Origin of the sequence: Streptomyces sp. NPDC017246 (assembly GCF_044331325.1) — a bacterium.
Classification (GTDB): Bacteria; Actinomycetota; Actinomycetes; order Streptomycetales; family Streptomycetaceae; genus Streptomyces.
Genome location: NZ_JBIRMW010000029.1, coordinates 18,916 through 36,950, shown reverse-complemented (window position 1 = coordinate 36,950; position 18,035 = coordinate 18,916). Strand labels below are relative to the sequence as shown.

Here is an 18,035-nt window from a genome sequence, read left to right as displayed (position 1 = left end):
GACTTCCAGGGCGTCCAGTTCATGCTCGCCGACATGGCCATGAAGCTGGAGGCCGCCCGCCAGCTCACCTACGCCGCCGCCGCCAAGTCCGAGCGCGTCTCCGCCGGAGGCGAGAAGGAGGACCTCACCTTCTTCGGCGCCGCCGCCAAGTGCTTCGCCTCCGACGTCGCCATGGAGGTCACCACCGACGCCGTCCAGCTCCTCGGCGGCTACGGCTACACCCGCGACTACCCCGTCGAGCGCATGATGCGCGACGCCAAGATCACCCAGATCTACGAAGGCACCAACCAGGTCCAGCGCATCGTCATGGCCCGCAACCTCCCGTAACCCCGGGCAGGCACGGAGAAGGGCGCCCTCCCCGGCGGGGGAGGGCGCCCTTGCCCGTACGTCAGTGGATCGGCGGATCGGCGGATCGGCGGATCGGCGGCGGATCAGCGGTCCGACTCGACGGTGACCTTCTCGTCGTTCCTGATCTGCTCGACCAGCTGCTTCACCTTCGGCATGTCCCACTTGAGGGAGTTCTGCGGCGCTTTGCCCGCGATCGGGATGTTCATGGACTTGCCGTCACCGCCGCTGATGCCCTTCATCGCGAAGAACATCGTGCCGAGGTCGTACAGCGACATGTCCTTGTCCACGATCAGCGTGTCCAGACCCGCGCCCAGCGTCGGGTACAGCGCGAACGGGTTGAGGATCGTGCCCGGCGTCGCCGCCTCGTTGGCCAGGGCGGAGAGGAACTTCTGCTGGTTCTTCGTCCGCTGGAGGTCCGACTGGGCGAAGGCGTACCGGGTCCGGACGAAGGCCAGGGCCTGCTCGCCGTTGAGGGTCTGCGTGCCCGCCTGGAAGTCGGCGCCGGACTTCTTGTCCTTGAAGCCCTTGTCGATGTTCAGCTCGACACCGCCGAGCGCGTCCACGATGTTCGCGAAGCCGGCGAAGCCGATCTCCGCGTAGTGGTCGATGCGCAGCCCGGTGTTGAACTCGACGGTCCGCACCAGCAGCTCGGGGCCGTCCATCGCGTAGGCCGCGTTCAGCTTGGAGCCGCCGCGCGCCGGATACGACTTGCCCGACTCGGAGCCCACGAAGCTGGGGATCGTCACCCAGGAGTCACGGGGGAGCGAGACCATCGTGTTCCCGCTGGAGCAGGCCGCGAGGATCATCATCGAGTCGGTCCGCTTGCCCTCGGCGGAGCCCGTGTGGAGCTTCTTCTTCTCCTCGGCGGTCATGCCCTCACGGCTGTCCGAGCCGACGATCAGATACGTCGTGCAGTCGCCCTCGGACGGCCGCTCGATGACCTTGGAGAGGTCGACCTCGTTCCGCATCTGTGAGCTGGCCCACGCATAGGTGCCGATGCCCCAGGCGAGGACGCCGACGACCAGCACGATCGAGCCGACCTTGATGCGCTTGCGCCAGTCCGGGGCGGGCCGCCCGGGACCGCCGGCGCCGGGGCCCGGCGCGTACTGCGGAGGCACGGCGGCGTTCCCGCCGCCCTGCGGGCCGCCGTAGACCTGGCCCGAGCTGTAACCGGAGTCGTAGCCCGCGCCCTGGGCCTGCGTGAAGTTCGGGTTGTAGCCCTGGTCGTGGCGCGGCGGCTGCTGCGGAACCTGCGGGCGCTGCACATGGCTCATCCGGCGAGGTCCCTCGGGCTGGGAGTTCGCGTTGCCACGGCCGTAGCCGCCGTCTTCGGGCCAGTCATTCATGCGGTCCAGTGTGCCGGGCAGGGCTTTGCGCGCGACAGGGCGGGTGGAACATCGGACCGGTGCTGTTGCCAAGCTGATGCAAACCGGACCGAACGGCGACCGCCACGAGACCCGGCATATGGTGGAGGGCATGACAGATCAGGGCGATATCCCGGGCAAGCCCACCTCCGCCTCCCGCACCACCCTCAGCCACATCATGACCAGCCACGACACCAACCTCCTCGGTACGGTGCACGGCGGCGTGATCATGAAGCTGGTGGACGACGCGGCGGGCGCCGTCGCGGGCCGGCACTCGGGCGGACCGGCGGTGACCGCCTCGATGGACGAGATGGTCTTCCTCGAGCCGGTGCGGGTCGGCGACCTGCTGCATGTGAAGGCCCAGGTCAACTGGACCGGCCGGTCGTCCATGGAGGTCGGCGTACGGGTCATGGCCGAGCGCTGGAACGAGTCCACGCCCGCCACCCAGGTCGGCTCCGCCTATCTGGTCTTCGCCGCCGTCGACGCGGACGGCAAGCCGCGCTCCGTCCCCCAGGTCGTCCCGGAGACGGAGAAGGACAAGCGCCGCAACCAGGAGGCCCAGATCCGCCGCACCCACCGGCTGGCCCGCCGCCAGGCCATCAAGGAGCTGCGCGAACGCCGGGCCGCCGAGGGCTACGAGGACTGAGGGGCGAGGGCCGCGCCCACCAGCGCATACCCGGTGGCGGCCCACCGCGTCCGGCCGCCGTCCGCCGATGCCGCCTTCCGCGTCGTCACGGGCACACCACCTGGTCCCCCGTCACCGCCTCGAACGGGCCGCCCCGCCTCGTCTCCTCGGCCCGGACCGCCGTCACACCCTTGTAGTCGGCACCCACGGTCACCCGCAGCGTCCCGCCCCGCCCCGTGACCGCCCGGAGCTCCGCCCCCGGCAGCGCCGCCGCGAGGGACTTCGCCGAGCGGTCCCAGCGCGGGTCGTACTCCACGACCGTCCGCGCCAGCTCCTTCCCGGCCCCGGTCATCGGCGCCCGGGTGGTGTCGAAACCGGTCGCGCGCAGCGCGTCGTCCACCTTCCGGCCGAGCCCGTCCGTCCGGGTCCCGTTGTAGACCTGCACCCGCACCGCGCGGGGCGCCACGTCCACGGTCACGGCCCTGGGGGCCTTCGCCGAGGAGGAGGAGGCCGGCGCGGCGGGGGAGAGCGGCCGGTCCTCCCGCAGCGCCTGGAACAGCTTCTGCGCCTTCGTCGCGTCCCACTTCACCGTCGACCCGATGCCCTTGACGGGGAAGCTCATGTCCCCGATCGGAACGGACACGAACTCCGAGGACGCCGGGGTGAAGCCGCGCATCGCCTTGGCGAGGGCGAGCAGCTGATCCGTACCGAAGTCCTGGTCGGCCCGGACGGAGCTCAGCATCGTCGTGGCGACCTCGCGGAACCGCACCGGGTTGAACAGGACCCCGCCGCTGGTCGTCCGGTCGATCAGCGCCGCGAGGAAACGCTGCTGCCGCTGCATCCGCCCGATGTCGGCGGCCCCGTCGATATGCCGGGAGCGCACGTACTGCAGCGCCTGGCCGCCGTCGAGCTCATGGGTGCCGGCGGTCAGGTCGAGCCCCGTGTACGCGTCCTTCACGGGCCGGGCCGTACAGATCTGCACCCCGCCGACCGCGTCCACGGTCTTCATGAAGCTGGTGAAGTCGACCTCCAGGTAGTGGTCGATCTTGATGCGGGTCATCGACTCGACGGTCCGCACGGTGAGCCCGGGCCCGCCCTCGGCGTACGCCGCGTTCAGCTTCACCGGATGCGCCTGGTGCTTCTTTCCACTGATGAGGTCGGTGTGCTCGGGCATCTCGGCGTACGAGTCACGGGGCAGGCTCACCACGCTCGCCCGCTCCCGGTCCTCCGAGATGTGGACGAGCATCACGGTGTCGGTGCAGTGGCAGGGCGCGCCGCCGAGCCGGTACTTCGCCTTCTCCTCCGGGGTGATCCGGTCCCGGCCGTCGGTGCCGACGACGAGGACGTTCATACCGTTCCCGGCCTGCGGCCGGTTCTTCATGTCCTTGAAGGGGTCGACGCGGGTGATCCCCGTGTCCAGGCCGGTCACCACGGCGTGCCCGATCCCGCCCGCGGCGAGGACCGTCACGGAGAGCGCCGTCGCCATCCGCATCCCCCACCGGGGGCGCCTCCGCCGCCGGCGGACCGGCGCACGACGGGCCGCGGGCCGGGGACGGGGCGTGCGGGGCGGTGTGGGCGGCACGGACGGACACCTCCGCGGGTGTGACAAAGGGAACCGTGAGCACGGTAGGCCCATACGATCAGCGCAAGGGAGCACCACCCGGGCGGCGCGCACCCCTGTCCCCCATTCGCGGTAACGTGGCGGGCAATTCTGCTGTCTCCCGGGGGGCGACCCCCGAACCCCCGAGGAACCATGCCCCCCGTCTCCGTGATCATGCCGGTCCTCAACGAGGAGCGGTATCTGCGCACCTCGGTTCGTCACATCCTGGAGCAGGAGTACGACGGCGAGATGGAGGTGGTGATCGCGCTCGGCCCGTCCACGGACCGCACCGACGAGATCGCCGCCGAGCTCGTCCGCGAGGACCCCCGCGTCAAGACCGTGCCGAACCCCACGGGCCGTACGCCCGCCGCTCTCAACGCGGCGATCAAGGCCTCACGCCACCCGATCGTGGTGCGCGTGGACGGCCACGGCATGCTCTCCCCGAACTACATCGCCACCGCCGTCCGGCTCCTGGAGGAGACCGGCGCGCAGAACGTCGGCGGTGTCATGCACGCCGAGGGCGAGAACGCCTGGGAGGACGCGGTCGCCGCCGCGATGACCTCGAAGATCGGTGTCGGCAACGCCGCCTTCCACACGGGCGGCGAGGCGGGCCCCGCGGAGACCGTGTACCTGGGTGTCTTCCGGCGCGAGGCGCTGGAGCGGCAGGGCGGCTACAACGTGGAGTTCATCCGCGCCCAGGACTGGGAGCTGAACTTCCGCATCCGCGAGGCCGGCGGCCTGATCTGGTTCTCGCCGGAGCTGCGCGTCCAGTACCGCCCGCGGCCCAGCGTCCGCGCGCTCGCCAAGCAGTACAAGGACTACGGCCGTTGGCGCCATGTGGTGGCCCGCTACCACGAGGGCTCCATCAACCTCCGCTATCTGGCCCCGCCGACCGCCGTCTGCGCCATCGCCGCGGGCGTGGTCGTGGGCGCCGTCCTCACGCCGCTCGGCTTCGTGATCCCGGCCGGCTACCTCGCCGCGATCACCGCAGGGTCGGTCCCGGCGGGCAAGGGTCTGTCGCTCAAGGCGCGTCTGCAGATCCCGGTGGCGCTGGCGACGATGCACATGTCGTGGGGGTACGGCTTCCTGACGAGCCCCCGCTCGCTGGCGAAGAGGGTCATCGCGAGCCGCCGGCCGGCCGTGCGGACCGACGAGTCCGAGACGGTCTGACCGCTCCCCGCCGACGATCGACGTGATGGACGACTGATGGCCGGGCCCGTGAGGGGCCCGGCCATCAGTCGTCAGCGGTCAGTCGTCGGTCGCTGGTCGTCCGTGGTTGCAGTGACGGTTCAGCTCTTCCCGTCCCACTGGTAGACCGAGTAGATGTCCATGCAGGTCGCCTTGTCGTCGGCACCGTCGGGCAGGTCGCCCGCCTCCGACGCCGGGGCCTTGTAGGCAGTGCCCTCACGCCAGTCCGCGCCGACGACGAGCGTGATGCCCTCCGCCTTGGCATCGGCCCGGACCCTGGCCTCCGGCAGCCCGAGGGCCTTCGCCACGGACGCGGCGTCGGCCTTGCCCTGGTCGCCGGAGTCCTTCGGGTAGAGGACGACCGTGTCCTCGCGGGGCTGTGGCTCCCGGGAGGCTTCGGCCTGGCTGAAGCCCTTCTCCGTCAGGGCCGTGGCGATCGCCTTGGCGCGGCCCTCGACGGGCGCCTCGTCGGTGCCCGCGGTGCCGTTGGCGACCGTGACGGGGACGGAGCCCGGCGCCGCGGCGACGGCCTTCGGCTTCGCGGACGCGCTCGCCGTCGGCTTGGGCCCGGCCGGCTTGCCGTTCTTGTCGAAGGCGACGTCGTCGCGGAGCATCGCCCACATCTTGTCGGCGGACGACTTCACCATCTCGAGCTTGTTCCTGTCCCGGGGCCATTCGACCGTCGGGACCGTCGCCGTCGTGAGGCGGTTCATCTTCACGTTCTTGAGCTGCATCGACAGGTCGAAGAGCTTCTTCACCGACTTCAGTTCGTCGGAGACCTGGAGCGCCTGCGTGGCGGTCTCCGCCAGCCCCATCAGCTGACCGGTGTCGCTCCAGGCGTTCTGCTTCTGGAGCTTCTCGACCATGCCGTTGAGGTACATGTGCTGGGCCTTGGCCCGGCCCTGGTCGTTGCCGAAGGCGTGCCGGGTGCGGAGCCACTGGAGGGCCTGCTTGCCCTGGATCTCGTGGGTGCCCTGGGGAAGCTTCAGGCCCGAGCCGCCCTTGACCCGCCTGGTCGGCTTGTCGTAGACGCCCGTCTTCACACAGACGGGGACGCCGCCGACCTCGTCGGCCATCGCCACCACACCCGCGAAGTCGATCATCATCCAGTGGTCGATGTAGACGCCGGTGAGGCTCTCCCAGGTGGTCAGCGTGCAGCCGGGACCCCCGCGCCCCAGCGTCTCGTTGATCGGGGAGGTGGTCGTCGCCGCGAACGTGGAGCCGTTCTCGTCCTTGCACTGCGGGATCGGCACGATGGTGTCGCGCGGGATGGAGACGATGGAGGCGTTCTGCCGGTCGGCCGACACGTGCAGCAGCATCTGGACGTCCGCGAGCGGCTTCGCGTCGCGGAGGTCCTTGCCGCCGCCGAGTGCCACGTTCTTGGCGTCGGCGCGGCTGTCGGAGCCGATCAGGAGGATGTTGAGCGGGGTGTCGCCGAGGGCGTTCGGTGCGGCCTTCGTGACGCCGCTGTTGCCGCCCGCGCGGGAACCGCCGCGGATGTTGCCGTTCAGATGCTCGTAGTACAGGTATCCGGCGCCGGCCGTGCCGAGTATCAGCACCGACAGGGTGATCGCGACCCAGCGCAGCACCCTGCGCTTGCCGGCCTTCTTGGCGCGTCGGCGCGAGCCGCCGCGACGGTGGCCCGCCCGCCCGTCGGCACCGCCGCCCGGACCGCTGCCCGCGCCGTTGCCGGCTCCGCGCCGGCGCTCGGCGCGGGTCGTCGCACCGGAGCCCTCGGCCGTCTCGGCGCCCTCGGGAGCGTCGGCTCCGGCGCCGGTGGCCTCACCCGCGCCGTACAGCTCGTCGTCCCAGCCCAGTTCTCGGGCGCGCGGAACGCGTCCCCGCGTTCCCTCCCCGCGCACGCTGTTCTGTCCCACCCCAGGTCCCCTCGTCAGTCAGGAGCGCACCAAGTCCCGGTGTTTCCGGGTTACTTGGCGCACACCTGCTTGTCAGCTTCTACCTTCTCGACGTCCGGCGCCTTCGTCGGACCGTTGACGGGCACCCCCGCGCCCTTGAAGTCGGCGCCGAGGACGAGCGTCATGGGCTCGCGTTCCCCGGCGTCCTGTGTGCCCGGCTTGAGAGCCGTGGCCGGCAGGCCCATCATGTCCGCGAGCTTGCGGGCCTGATCGGCCTGGTTCGGTGCGTAGGTGAGCGTGGTCTTCGCCGCCTTCTCGGGGGCGTTGCTCTTGTTGGTGGAGCGGGTCACGCCCTGCTCGTTCTGCAGCCAGTTGATGGTCGACTGGGCCGCGCCCTGGATGCCGCTGCCGTTGAAGACGTCGACGCGTACGTCGACGGCCTCGGCGCGCGCTCCCTGGAGGAGTTTCGCCTGGGCCTGCGCCTGGGCGTTCTTCGCCTCCTGCTGCTTCTTCTTCACCTCGGTGAAGGAGACGTCGTTCTGGATCATGCCGAACACCTGGGGAGCCTTGGTCTCGTCCAGGACGACGGTCGCCCGCCTGTTGGGCGGCTCGTCGGGGTTGTCCTTCACCGGAACGGTCATGAAGCTGATGTTCTTCAGGTCGACCTTTCCGATCTCCTTGGCCAGGGTGGTCAGCTTCAGGACGCTGTCTATGCCCTTGTCGACCGTGAGCGCCTCGGTCGCCGCGTTCGCGACGTCGATCAGCTGCGACGGGCTGCCCAGGGTGTCTTCCTTCAGCTGCCGCATCATCGACGCGAGGAACTGCTGCTGCATCTTGATGCGGTCCAGGTCGCTCTCGTTGCCGAGACCGTGGCGGTTGCGGAGGAACGCGAGCGCGTCCTCGCCCTGGATCCGGTGCTCGCCCGCGGGCAGGTTGAGCTTGGAGTAGTTCTTGTCCCGGATGGGCTTGGCGAGACAGACCTTCACGCCGCCGACCGCCGTCGACAGCGTCTTGACGGCGTTGAAGTCGACCATCATGAAGTGGTTGATGCCCACCCCGCCGGTCATCTGCGTGATGGTGCGCATCGTGCAGCCCGGGTCCCGGCCGTTGACGCCGAACGACTCGTTGAACCGGGTCGTGCCGACGGAGCCGGGGATGACCTTGGTCGAGCCGTCGGGCTGCTTCGTGGGGCAGTCCGGGATCTTGAGCTTGAGGTCGCGGGGGATGCTCAGGGCCGTCGCGTTGGTCCGGTCCTCGGAGATGTGGATGAGGAACGTGGTGTCGGCGTGGCCGGTGACGTTCGTCTTGTTGCCGTAGGCCTCGTTGCCCTCACCGGTACGGACGTCGTTGCCGATGATCAGGATGTTGAGCGGCCCGTCCATCGTCTCCGACTGCACGGCGGCGTTGCCGACGTCGACGGAACCGATGTTGCCGTCCAGCTTCTTGTAGAGCATGTACGCGCCGGTGGCGCCGCCGACGAGGACGAACGCCATCGTGCCGCCGGTCCACAGCAGGACCTTCTTCTTGCGGGACGCGCCCTGCTTGCGCTTGCGGCGGCTCGCGGGCGGCTGGCCGCCGTCGTCCGGCTCGGAGACCCTGCGGCGGCGCTGGCCGGGTACGGGTGCCTCGACGGGGGTGTCGGCGGGCGAGGGGGCGGGAACGGTGGATCTACGGGGCCTGGACGGCGCCTGCGACTGCCCAGCGGAGTGGTCCAGTCGCAGTTCGTAGTTGCCCGTCTGCGGGTTGAGCACCCACTGGTCGGCGGGATCGATCTCGTCCGCCCGTCCACGGCTGTGCGCGTCCACGGTTATTCGAGTCCTCCGTCGGTGCCACGCGAGGCGCCTCCCCCACAGGGCGCCGCTCTCTCGGTCGTTCGATCCTCGGTGAGCGCGACCACGCGGTCGGGGTGCACCGGGTCGCGTCACACTATCCGCCCAGTTCAGCGCGGGGCGACGCGCGTGACAAATTCCACGCCCCTTACAACCGGGCAATTTGCTCAAACCTCATCGCTCTCAGTCCTCCCCTTGGTGTGCCCTTTACCCGCCGCCCCCGCGGCCCCTTCTAGGAGCACACACCTTCCGCCGCGTTCCGCCCCGTGAAGGTCGGTGTGACGGAGGGCGCCGGAGCGTCCCCGTCGTCCGGCTTGCCGTCCGCCCCGGTCTTCTTCTCCTCGTCCGGGGTCACCACGACGGGCCGGTCCTCCCGTAGCTGCTTGAAGAGTTGACTCGCCGCCGGCTGCACCAGTTCGTCCCGGTTGGCGTCGTATGTGTAGGAGCGACGGGGGACCGTGAGGAACTGCACCTTCTCCGTCGGGATGGCCCGCATCGAGCGCGCCAGGTCGTACAGGTCCCGCAGCGAGTCGAGTCCCGGGTCGGTCGTGATCGCCTTGGTGGCCGCGTCCAGGACCGGATAGAGCTTGGTCGGGTTCAGCAGGACCCCGTCGCTCTGCACCTTGCTGACCAGCGCGCCGAGGAACTGCTGCTGGCGGTCGATGCGTTCCGTGTCGCTGCCGTTGCCGATCGACTTCCGGGCCCGTACGAAGCCGAGAGCCTGCTCCCCGTGCAGCGTCTGGCGCCCCGCGGGCAGCTTCAGCTTCGCGTCGGGATCGTTCACCGGCTCCTTGAGGCAGACCTCCACCCCGTCGACCGCGTCCACCATCTTCTTGAAGCCCCGGAAGTCGATCACCATGTGGTGGTCCACCCGGATCCCGGTCAGCTTCTCGACGGTACGGATCGTGCACGCCGTACCGCCGAACTCGAAGGCCCAGTTGAACTGCGCGAACTGCTCACGGGTACGGGTCCCGTCGGCCTTGCGGCAGCTCGGGATCGTCACCATCAGATCGCGCGGGAGGGACATCGCGGTCGCGCTCTTCTTCCCCGCCGACAGATGCAGCAGGATCGTCGTGTCCGAGCGCTGGGTGCCCTTGTCCCTGCCGTACTTGCGGTTCCCCTCGCCGGCCCGGGTGTCCGAGCCGATGAGCAGGATGTTCCGGGCGGCCGAGACGGCCGCCGTCGGGCGCTCCTTCTCGTACCTCTGGAGCTCGGCGGCGGCGGTGGTGTCCGTGGTGATGTTGTTGTCGAGCTTCCGGTAGAACCACCAGCCCACCCCGGCGGCGGCCAGCACGACGATCGCGACGCCGAGCGCCGCCCACCGCAGCCAATGGCGTCGGCGCGGCTCCTCGGGAGCCCCGGGAGCCGCGCCCTCCGTCGCCGGCGGGTCCGGTTCGGCTGGCGTGCCCGCACGGTCCGTCACGTCTGAGTCCGTCCTTCATGGCGTCGGCGGCGCGCCGGGCGGCCGCCGGTCGTAGAAGGAGACGGCCGAACCCGACGCATGGTTGTGCGGAAGGAGTCGAGTCCCCCCGGCCGATCATGTACCGGACGGGGCTCACGGACCCGGGGACTCGGCGCGGTGCTAAGCCGAACGGGCGCTTTCCGGGACACGGGCTGGTGCAGGAGGGCGTCGCACGGCCGCCGGGCGAGGCCGGTCGGCCGCCGCGGGCCGGGAGGAGCGGAGACGTGTGCGGCGGCCGCGGACCGGGAGGCGGAGACGCCTGCGGCGGTCGGACCGGGGGCGGAGACGGGCGGGGCGGTCGCGGGTCAGACGGCGGTGGAGGTCACCCGCTCGCTCTCCACCCGCTTGTCGAGGGACTCGGGGGCGAGCTGCTCCAGGTTCCGGCAGAGCACCACGGAGCCACCGGCCGCGAGAGGCGCGAACAGACCGGTCGAGAGACCCTTCCAGTCCCCGTACCCGAGCCCGGAGAGCAGCCGGGCGCCGGGGGTGAGGCCGAGTGCCTCCGCGTCCGCGCGGGCCTGCTCGACGAGCTGCGCGCCGCTGCGCTCCGTACCGTCGACGACGAGCGCGGGAGCATCCGGATCGACCGGTACGAACGGGGCGAACCGGTCGCCCTGGCTCGGCACCTCGACCGCGTAGTCCGCGTATCCGGCGGGCACGGTGGGGAAGCGGCGGCCCAACGGGGCGAGGGAGAGCGCGATCCGCTCCCCGGAACAGGCGAGACCCGCCTCCAGCGCGTCCGGCCCCGCGACCACGAGGTCCGCGTCCGCGGCGTCGCCGCCGACCTCCACGGCCACCCCGACCGACGAGCAGGCGAGCAGCCACACGGCCGTCTGCCAGTGCGCGGGCAGCAGCAGCGCGAGCCGGTCGCCGGGCGCGGCGGACAGCTCGCCCTGGAGCAGGTTCGCCGTTTTGGCCACCCAATTGGCGAAGGTGGCGACGGACAATTCCACCCGCTCACCGGTGGCGTCGTCGTAGAAGGTGACCAAGGGGCGGGCGGGGTCCGCGGCGAGCGCGGATCGCAGCAGGTCGGCGGGGGTGCGGTCGGTGGCGTTCACGCCGGACAGCGTACGCGGGCGGCCGCGCGGGGGTCCGCCGTACCGGTGACACCGTCCACCGGTCGGCCCGACGAGGCATCAGTTTCCGGGCCGGTTCCCGACGCGCGGAACGGCCCCCGATTACGCACGATCGGCCCATGCGTGCCTCACTCGCCTCCTCGATCGCCGTGACCTGCGCGGCGGTCCTCGCCCTGCCGGTCTCCCTTGCCGCGCCCGCGGCGGCCGCGGTTCCCTCGGGGCTCGGGCTGCCACCGGCGTCCACCGCACAGCCACCCGCGCCCGAACTGCCAGGCGCCACCCAGTCCCTCCCGCTGGAGCCGCTCGGCGGCGCCGACCGGTCCCTGGGCGGCGGGGCGGACGACTCCGGAGCGCAGGGACTCACCCGACGCGACGTCAGACCCTTCTCCCTCGTCGGTGTCGTGTGGGACGACCCGACGGCCGCCCTGCACGGCTCCGTGCAGGTCCGCACCCGGGCCGCCGCCGACGGCGCCTGGTCGGAGTGGCAGGACGTGGAGACCCACAACGAGGAGCACGGCGCCGACCCCGACACGGCGGAGGGCACCGGACGTGCGCTCAAGGGCTCCACGGCGCCGCTGTGGGTCGGCGACTCGGACGGCGTGGAGATCCGCGTACGAGGGGAGGAAGGCCTTCCCGCGGGCCTGCGCCTGGAACTGGTGGACCCGGGCGAGCCCCCGGCGGCGCCGGGAGAGGCGTCGACCGCCACACCCGCCACGACCACGCCCACGAAGGCCACGCCCCCGACGAACACGACCACGACCACACCCCGTACCGCGGCGGCGCCCCCGGCCCCCGGCGCCCCGGCGAGCCCCCTCACCGCCCTCGGACCCCTCACCCCCCTCGGCCTGAGCGCGGAGGAGGCGGCGGTCAGCGGGGTCAACTCCCAGCTGGCCCCGTACGGCGCGTCCTGGATCCCGGCCCTGTCGAAGGAGGCGACGGAGCTCACGGTCCCGTACCTGCCGAGGGCGCAGGAGGCCAAGGCCCCGTCGGTCCAGGCCCCCGCCAAGGCGGCGGCGGCCCAGGCGAAGCCGTACATCGGCCCCCGCCCCAAGATCATCACCCGTAAGGGCTGGGGCGCCGACGAGCGCATCCGCGAGAAGGGCTTCGTCTACACCAAGAGCATCAAGGCCGCCTTCGTGCACCACAGCGCGACCGGCAACAACTACACCTGCGCCCAGGCGCCCTCCGTTCTGCGCAGTATCTACCGCTACCACGTCCAGAGCAGTGGATGGCGAGACTTCGGCTACAACTTCGCCGTCGACAAGTGCGGAAACATCTACGAAGGCCGGGCCGGGGGAGTCGCGAAGCCCGTCCTCGGCGCACACACCCTCGGGTTCAACACCAACAGCATGGGCATCGCCGTCCTCGGCACGTTCACCAAGAGCGCCCCGCCGGCCGCCGTGGTGACCGCCGTCGCCCGTCTGACGGCCTGGAAACTCGGGCTCCACGGGGTCAATCCGAAGGGCGCCGCCTACCTCGTCTCCGGCGGCGGAAACCTGTACAAGAAGGGCAGGACGGTCAAGTTCAACGCCATCGCCGGACACCGTGACGGATTCGCGACGGAGTGCCCCGGAGCACGGCTCTACGGCAAGCTCGGAACGGCCCGCACGAGCTCGGCGAAGTATCAGGGAAGGAGCTGATGGGGTCATCGGGGCAACCATCTGCCTAAACTGACCGGTCATATCGCACGGACGACCGAGACGGGCGAGCCGACGGGCCCCGAACAGGAAGCAGAGACGACAAGGTGACAGAAGCGATCCTCCTGGTCGGTGGCAAGGGAACACGGCTGCGACCGCTCACGGTCAACACGCCGAAGCCCATGGTTCCGGCGGCGGGCGTCCCCTTCCTGACGCACCAGCTGGCCCGCGCCCGCGCCGCCGGCGTCGAGCACATCGTGCTCGCCACCTCCTACCTGGCCGAGGTCTTCGAGCCGCACTTCGGTGACGGCTCCGCCCTCGGCCTCAGCCTGGAGTACGTGACCGAGGAGGAGCCGCTGGGCACCGGCGGCGCGATACGCAACGTGGCCTCGCGGCTGCGCTCGGGCCCCGACGACCCCGTCCTGATCTTCAACGGGGACATCCTGACGGGCCTCGACATCCAGGCCCTCGTCGCCACGCACTCCTCCTCGGGCGCGGACGTCTCGCTCCACCTCACCCGGGTCGACGACCCGCGGGCCTTCGGCCTCGTCCCCACGGACTCCACCGGCCGCGTCACGGCCTTCCTGGAGAAGCCGCAGACGCCCGAGGAGATCGTCACCGACCAGATCAACGCGGGCGCGTACGTGTTCCGGCGCTCGGTCATCGACACGATCCCCGCCGGCCGCCCCGTCTCCGTCGAGCGGGAGACCTTCCCCGAGCTCCTCGCCTCCGGCGCGCACCTCCAGGGCATGGTCGACTCCACGTACTGGCTGGACCTCGGCACCCCGCAGGCCTTCGTCCGCGGCTCCGCCGACCTGGTCCTGGGCCGCGCGCCCTCCCCGGCCGTCCCGGGCCGCTGCGGCGACCGCCTGGTCCTGCCGTCGGCGCGCGTCGCCCCGGACGCCAAGCTCACCGGCGGCACCGTCGTCGGCGCGGACGCGGTGGTCGGCGAGGGCGCCCGCATCACGGGCTCCACCCTGCTGGCGGGCGCGGTCGTCGAACCGGGCGCGGTGATCACCGACTCCCTGATAGGCGCGGGCGCCCGCATCGGCGCGCGCACGGTCCTCACGGGCGCGGTCATCGGCGACGGAGCCCAGGTGGGCCCGGACAACGAACTCCGCGACGGCATACGCATCTGGTGCGAGGCCACCCTCCCCGCAGGCGCGGTCCGCTTCTCCTCGGACCAGTAGCCCCCGCCGGGCGTCGCCCCGCCCCGCCCACCTCGTTGTGGGCATTCGTTCCGCTGGGGCGGAACGGGTGGGCACAACGGAACGTCGCCCCTTGCCGGGCCCAGGCTTCCGCGCCGTAACCCGCACCGGATGCGCGTCGCGCTGTTGGTGCGGGTGCGGGTGCGGGTGCGGGTGCGGGTGCAGGCGCAGGGGGCGGGCGCGCCGCCAAGAGCGCCGTCCCGTGTGCCCACCCGTCCCGCCCCAGCGGGACGATTGCCCACACGGGCGGTGCGTGAGCGGCCGGCGCGGTCGGCCGGCGCAGACGGCGCAGGCACGGCCCACCCGGCGACAGGCGCGGCGGCCCGCACAGAGGTGGCGCCGGCGCGGCCCGCACAGAGGTGGCGTGGCTCATACGGCAGCGGTGAGGACGTGGCGACCCACCCGCGCGGGGCTACGCTCGTAGCCATGGCCGGCCGCTTCACACCCCCCACGAACCCCACCCGCACGACAGTCCGCGGCGGCCACACCCCCGTACCCGGCCAGAACGGCCAGGACCGCCAGGACCGCCAGCGCGGCCAGGACCTGGACCTGGACCAGGACCTGACCCTCGACCTCGGCCTCACCCTCGGCCCCCTCCGCCGAGGCCCCGCCGACCCCACCTTCCGCGTCACCCCCGACGGCTCCGTCTGGCGGGCGAGCCGCACTCCCGACGGTCCGGGCACGATCCGGGTGGCGGTCCGGGAGGGCGCGGCGGAGGCCGAGGCCTGGGGCCCGGGCGCGGCCTGGCTCCTGGATCACGCCCCCGCACTGCTCGGCGCGGAGGACGACCCGACCGTCTTCGTCCCCCGCCACAAGCTGGTCCTCGCGACCCACCGCCGCCGCCCCGGTCTCCGTCTGACCCGCACGGGTCTGGTGCTGGAGTCGCTGATCCCGTCGGTCCTCGAACAGAAGGTCACGGCGGACGAGGCCTACCGGTCGTGGCGGCTGCTCGTACGCAAGTACGGCGAGCCCGCGCCAGGACCGCCAGGACCGCCAGGACCGCCGGGCCCGGCGGTCCCCGAGGGCATGTACGTGATGCCGGACGCGCGGACGTGGACGCGGATCCCGTCCTGGGAGTGGCACCGCGCGAACGTCGACGGCAAGCGCGCCGCGACGATCGTCCGTGCGGCCAGGGTCGCGGCCCGCCTGGAGGAGGCCGTGGGCATGGACCCGCCGGCGGCCCGCAGGCGCCTGGAACTGATCCCGGGCATCGGCCCGTGGACGAGCGCGGAGACGATCCAGCGCAGCAACGGCGCCCCGGACGAGGTCACGACGGGCGACCTCCACCTCCCGGGCATCATCGGCTGGGCGCTCGCGGGCGACCGTACGACCGACGACGCCGCGATGCTGGAGCTCCTGGCCCCCTACGCGGGCCAGCGTCACCGGGCGGCCCGTCTGATCCTGCTGAGCGGCCGCGTGCCGCCCCGCAGGGCACCCCGTATGACCCCGGGCGACATCACAGGGCTCTAGGTGTAGACCCGCGTCAACAACCCTGCGGGTCAATACACCTAGGCCCTGTCCGTTGTCCCGCCCGGGCGCCAAGGAGCTCATCTCACCGCGACGAACTCCGAAGCCGTCCGCGGTGCCCGCTCCCTCGGCGCCCCCGCCGGGTGCCCGACGGCCACCGCGCCCAGCGGGTCCCAGGTGTCGGGCAGGTCGAGGACCTCCCGTACGACGTCCCGGCAGAACATCGTCGAGGACACCCACGCGGAGCCCAGCCGTTCACCGGCCAGCGCCACCAGGAAGTTCTGTACGCCCGCGCCCGCCGCGACCACGAACATCTCGCGTTCGGCCGCGTCCCGGCGCGGGTCGCCGTAGTGGTGGGAGCCGTCCATGACGAGGCAGGGCACCGCCAGGTAGGGCGCGTTGCGCAGGACGTCCCCGCGTCGGACCCGTTTGGCGACGGACTCCTCGGACTTGCCGTCCCGCCGCAGGTCCGCGATCCAGGCGTCCCGCATCGCGTCGAGCAGCCGTACCCGCGACTCCGCCGATTCCAGGAGCACGAACCGCCACGGTGTCGTGTGGTGCGGGGCCGGCGCCGTCACGGCCGCGGCGACCGCCCGCCGTACCGCACCGGGGTCGACCGGCTCGTCGGTGAACTCCCGTACGGTGCGCCGCAGCGTCACCGCCTCGCGGACGGCCTCCGACGTGCCGAGCCGGAACATGTCGTCGGCGGCGCCGCGTACGAGCGCCCGCGCCCCCGGTTCCCCGTCCCCGGCCACCACGTGCGGCAGTCCACGTACGACGGCGACGGGCAGCCCGGCCGTCTTGCCCTTCACCAGGTCGCCCGCGGCGGCGAGTTCGTCGGCGGTGGCGACGACGGTCGCGCTCAGCGGGTTGCCGTGCGCGTCGGTCCCGCCGCGCAGGTCGTCGAGGACCCGCACCCCGGCCGCCCCGATCGCCACGTCGGTGAGTCCACTGCGCCAGGGACGCCCGAAGGTGTCGGTGACGACGACGCCGACATCGACGCCGAGGGCCTCGCGCAGGCCCGAACGGAGGGCCCGCGCCGAGGCGTCGGGGTCCTCGGGCAGCAACAGCACCGTCCCGGCGGGGGCGTTGGACGCATCGACCCCGGCGGCGGCCATGACGAGTCCCTGCCGGTTCTCGACGATCCGCAGGGTGCCGCGTCGCGCCACCACGCGTACCGTCTCGGCATCGATGGCCTCCTCGCGGTCGTCGGCGGCGATCACCCGCCCCTCGGCCTTGCTCACGATCTTGGAGGTGACGAGGAGGACGTCCCCGTCGACGAGCTCGGGCGAGACGGAGGCGATCAGCTTGGCCAGGTCGTCCCCGGCCGTCACCTCCGGCAGCCCGGGCAGCGCCCAGACCCGGTACGAGGGAGCCTCTGGGGTCACGGCGGACCCTTCGGTCACGGCAGTCACCGCAGCTCCTCCGCGAGCGCCAGCGCCTCCCGCGCCATCGCGGCCGTCGCCTCGACGTCGGTCATCATCAGCGGGACCGCCCGGCAGCGGATGCCCGCCGCCTCGACGTCCTCGACCGCGCCGGCGTCGACGGTGTCGACGAGCCAGCCGTCGACGAGTTCGGAGCCGTAGTTCCGGGCGACGGCCGCCGCCGTGGACTCCACGCCGACCGCCGCGAGCACCTTGTCGGCCATGCCGCGCACGGGCGCGTCGCCGACGATGGGGGAGAGGCCCACGACGGGCACCTCGGCCGCGACGATCGCCTCACGGATGCCGGGCACCGCCAGGATCGTCCCGACGCTCACCACGGGGTTGGACGGCGGGAAGAGGATGACGTCCGCCTCGGCGATGGCCTCCAGGACGCCCGGTGCCGGCTTCGCGGCCTCCGCGCCGACCGGCACGATCGCCTTCGCGTCGACGGAGGCGCGCAGCTTCACCCAGTACTCCTGGAAGTGCACCGCGCGCTGCTCGCCGCCGACCTCGATCGCCACATGGGTCTCGACGCGGTCGTCGGACATGGGGAGGAGGCGGACGCCCGGCTGCCAGCGGGCGCAGAGCGCCTCGGTGACAGCGCTCAGCGGGTAGCCCGCGCCGAGCATCTGCGTACGGACGATGTGGGTGGCGAAGTCCCGGTCGCCGAGGCCGAACCACTCGGGTCCGACGCCGTAGGCCGCGAGTTCCTCCTTGACGGTGAAGGACTCGTCGCGGCGGCCCCAGCCCTGCTCCTCGTTGATGCCACCGCCGAGGGTGTACATCACCGTGTCCAGGTCGGGGCAGACCTTCAGCCCGAAGAGATGGATGTCGTCACCGGTGTTGCCGATGACCGTGATCTCCGCGTCCGGCGCGGCCTGCTTGAGGCCGCGAAGGAAACGGGCACCACCGATGCCGCCGGCCAGAACCACAATGCGCATGCCGAGCAGT

14 protein-coding genes are annotated in these 18,035 nt (G+C 71.8%); 6 read left to right on the top strand and 8 right to left on the bottom strand.

Annotation, left to right across the window (positions count from 1 at the left end):
- On the top strand, positions 1-327 hold a 327-nt coding region (locus ACH4MY_RS37475), incomplete at its 5' end, for an acyl-CoA dehydrogenase family protein (RefSeq protein WP_398009238.1).
- Between the two features lie 104 nt (positions 328-431).
- On the opposite strand, the gene ACH4MY_RS37470 is transcribed toward ACH4MY_RS37475, so the two are convergent.
- Positions 432-1,694 carry an LCP family protein gene (locus tag ACH4MY_RS37470; RefSeq protein WP_398009236.1) on the bottom strand — a complete coding sequence of 421 codons (1,263 nt, stop codon included), beginning with the start codon at positions 1,692-1,694 and terminating at the stop codon, positions 432-434.
- Between the two features lie 130 nt (positions 1,695-1,824).
- Here ACH4MY_RS37470 and ACH4MY_RS37465 point away from each other — a divergent pair, with 130 nt between their 5' ends.
- Positions 1,825-2,358: an acyl-CoA thioesterase gene (locus ACH4MY_RS37465; protein ID WP_229902354.1), complete on the top strand. Its 534-nt coding sequence runs from the start codon at positions 1,825-1,827 to the stop codon at positions 2,356-2,358.
- 85 nt (positions 2,359-2,443) lie between these two features.
- On the opposite strand, the gene ACH4MY_RS37460 is transcribed toward ACH4MY_RS37465, so the two are convergent.
- Positions 2,444-3,829, bottom strand: a complete 1,386-nt coding sequence (locus ACH4MY_RS37460; RefSeq protein WP_398009234.1) for an LCP family protein — start codon at positions 3,827-3,829, stop codon at positions 2,444-2,446.
- A gap of 261 nt (positions 3,830-4,090) precedes the next feature.
- Between ACH4MY_RS37460 and ACH4MY_RS37455 the strand changes: the two genes are divergently transcribed.
- Positions 4,091-5,107, top strand: a complete 1,017-nt coding sequence (locus tag ACH4MY_RS37455; RefSeq protein WP_398009232.1) for a glycosyltransferase family 2 protein — start codon at positions 4,091-4,093, stop codon at positions 5,105-5,107.
- A 119-nt stretch (positions 5,108-5,226) separates the two neighbouring features.
- Here ACH4MY_RS37455 and ACH4MY_RS37450 read toward each other — a convergent pair whose 3' ends face one another.
- The 4 genes from ACH4MY_RS37450 to ACH4MY_RS37435 form a co-directional block, all read right to left on the bottom strand.
- On the bottom strand, positions 5,227-7,002 hold the full coding sequence (locus ACH4MY_RS37450; protein ID WP_398009231.1) for an LCP family protein: 1,776 nt from the start codon (positions 7,000-7,002) through the stop codon (positions 5,227-5,229).
- A 50-nt stretch (positions 7,003-7,052) separates the two neighbouring features.
- Positions 7,053-8,786 carry an LCP family protein gene (locus ACH4MY_RS37445; protein WP_398009229.1) on the bottom strand — a complete coding sequence of 578 codons (1,734 nt, stop codon included), beginning with the start codon at positions 8,784-8,786 and terminating at the stop codon, positions 7,053-7,055.
- A gap of 256 nt (positions 8,787-9,042) precedes the next feature.
- Positions 9,043-10,233, bottom strand: a complete 1,191-nt coding sequence (locus ACH4MY_RS37440; RefSeq protein ID WP_398009227.1) for an LCP family protein — start codon at positions 10,231-10,233, stop codon at positions 9,043-9,045.
- Between the two features lie 344 nt (positions 10,234-10,577).
- Positions 10,578-11,330: a TIGR03089 family protein gene (locus ACH4MY_RS37435; RefSeq protein WP_398009225.1), complete on the bottom strand. Its 753-nt coding sequence runs from the start codon at positions 11,328-11,330 to the stop codon at positions 10,578-10,580.
- 137 nt (positions 11,331-11,467) lie between these two features.
- Between ACH4MY_RS37435 and ACH4MY_RS37430 the strand changes: the two genes are divergently transcribed.
- From ACH4MY_RS37430 to ACH4MY_RS37420, 3 genes are all read left to right on the top strand, one after another.
- Entirely contained in the window at positions 11,468-12,988 is a 1,521-nt protein-coding gene (locus ACH4MY_RS37430; protein ID WP_398009223.1) for a peptidoglycan recognition protein, read from the top strand.
- 104 nt (positions 12,989-13,092) lie between these two features.
- Positions 13,093-14,175 carry a sugar phosphate nucleotidyltransferase gene (locus ACH4MY_RS37425; RefSeq protein WP_398009221.1) on the top strand — a complete coding sequence of 361 codons (1,083 nt, stop codon included), beginning with the start codon at positions 13,093-13,095 and terminating at the stop codon, positions 14,173-14,175.
- A 444-nt stretch (positions 14,176-14,619) separates the two neighbouring features.
- Positions 14,620-15,663 carry a DNA-3-methyladenine glycosylase family protein gene (locus ACH4MY_RS37420; protein WP_398009219.1) on the top strand — a complete coding sequence of 348 codons (1,044 nt, stop codon included), beginning with the start codon at positions 14,620-14,622 and terminating at the stop codon, positions 15,661-15,663.
- 77 nt (positions 15,664-15,740) lie between these two features.
- Here the strand turns inward: ACH4MY_RS37420 and ACH4MY_RS37415 are convergent, their stop codons facing one another.
- Both ACH4MY_RS37415 and cofD read right to left on the bottom strand, forming a co-directional pair.
- Entirely contained in the window at positions 15,741-17,048 is a 1,308-nt protein-coding gene (locus ACH4MY_RS37415) for a coenzyme F420-0:L-glutamate ligase (RefSeq protein ID WP_398009217.1), read from the bottom strand.
- A gap of 23 nt (positions 17,049-17,071) precedes the next feature.
- A complete protein-coding gene (cofD, locus tag ACH4MY_RS37410) occupies positions 17,072-18,025 on the bottom strand; it encodes a 2-phospho-L-lactate transferase (RefSeq protein WP_398009215.1) in 954 nt (317 codons plus the stop codon).
- Positions 18,026-18,035 lie beyond the last annotated feature (10 nt).

What these genes read in the sequence shown, in the direction of transcription:
- ACH4MY_RS37455 (WP_398009232.1), top strand. Translation starts at nt 4,091, where the DNA reads ATGCCCCCCGTCTCCGTGATCATGCCGGTCCTCAACGAGGAGCGGTAT.
- ACH4MY_RS37460 (WP_398009234.1), bottom strand. Translation starts at nt 3,829, where the DNA reads ATGCGGATGGCGACGGCGCTCTCCGTGACGGTCCTCGCCGCGGGCGGG.
- ACH4MY_RS37420 (WP_398009219.1), top strand. Translation starts at nt 14,620, where the DNA reads ATGGCCGGCCGCTTCACACCCCCCACGAACCCCACCCGCACGACAGTC.
- ACH4MY_RS37465 (WP_229902354.1), top strand. Translation starts at nt 1,825, where the DNA reads ATGACAGATCAGGGCGATATCCCGGGCAAGCCCACCTCCGCCTCCCGC.
- ACH4MY_RS37470 (WP_398009236.1), bottom strand. Translation starts at nt 1,694, where the DNA reads ATGAATGACTGGCCCGAAGACGGCGGCTACGGCCGTGGCAACGCGAAC.
- ACH4MY_RS37430 (WP_398009223.1), top strand. Translation starts at nt 11,468, where the DNA reads ATGCGTGCCTCACTCGCCTCCTCGATCGCCGTGACCTGCGCGGCGGTC.
- cofD (WP_398009215.1), bottom strand. Translation starts at nt 18,025, where the DNA reads ATGCGCATTGTGGTTCTGGCCGGCGGCATCGGTGGTGCCCGTTTCCTT.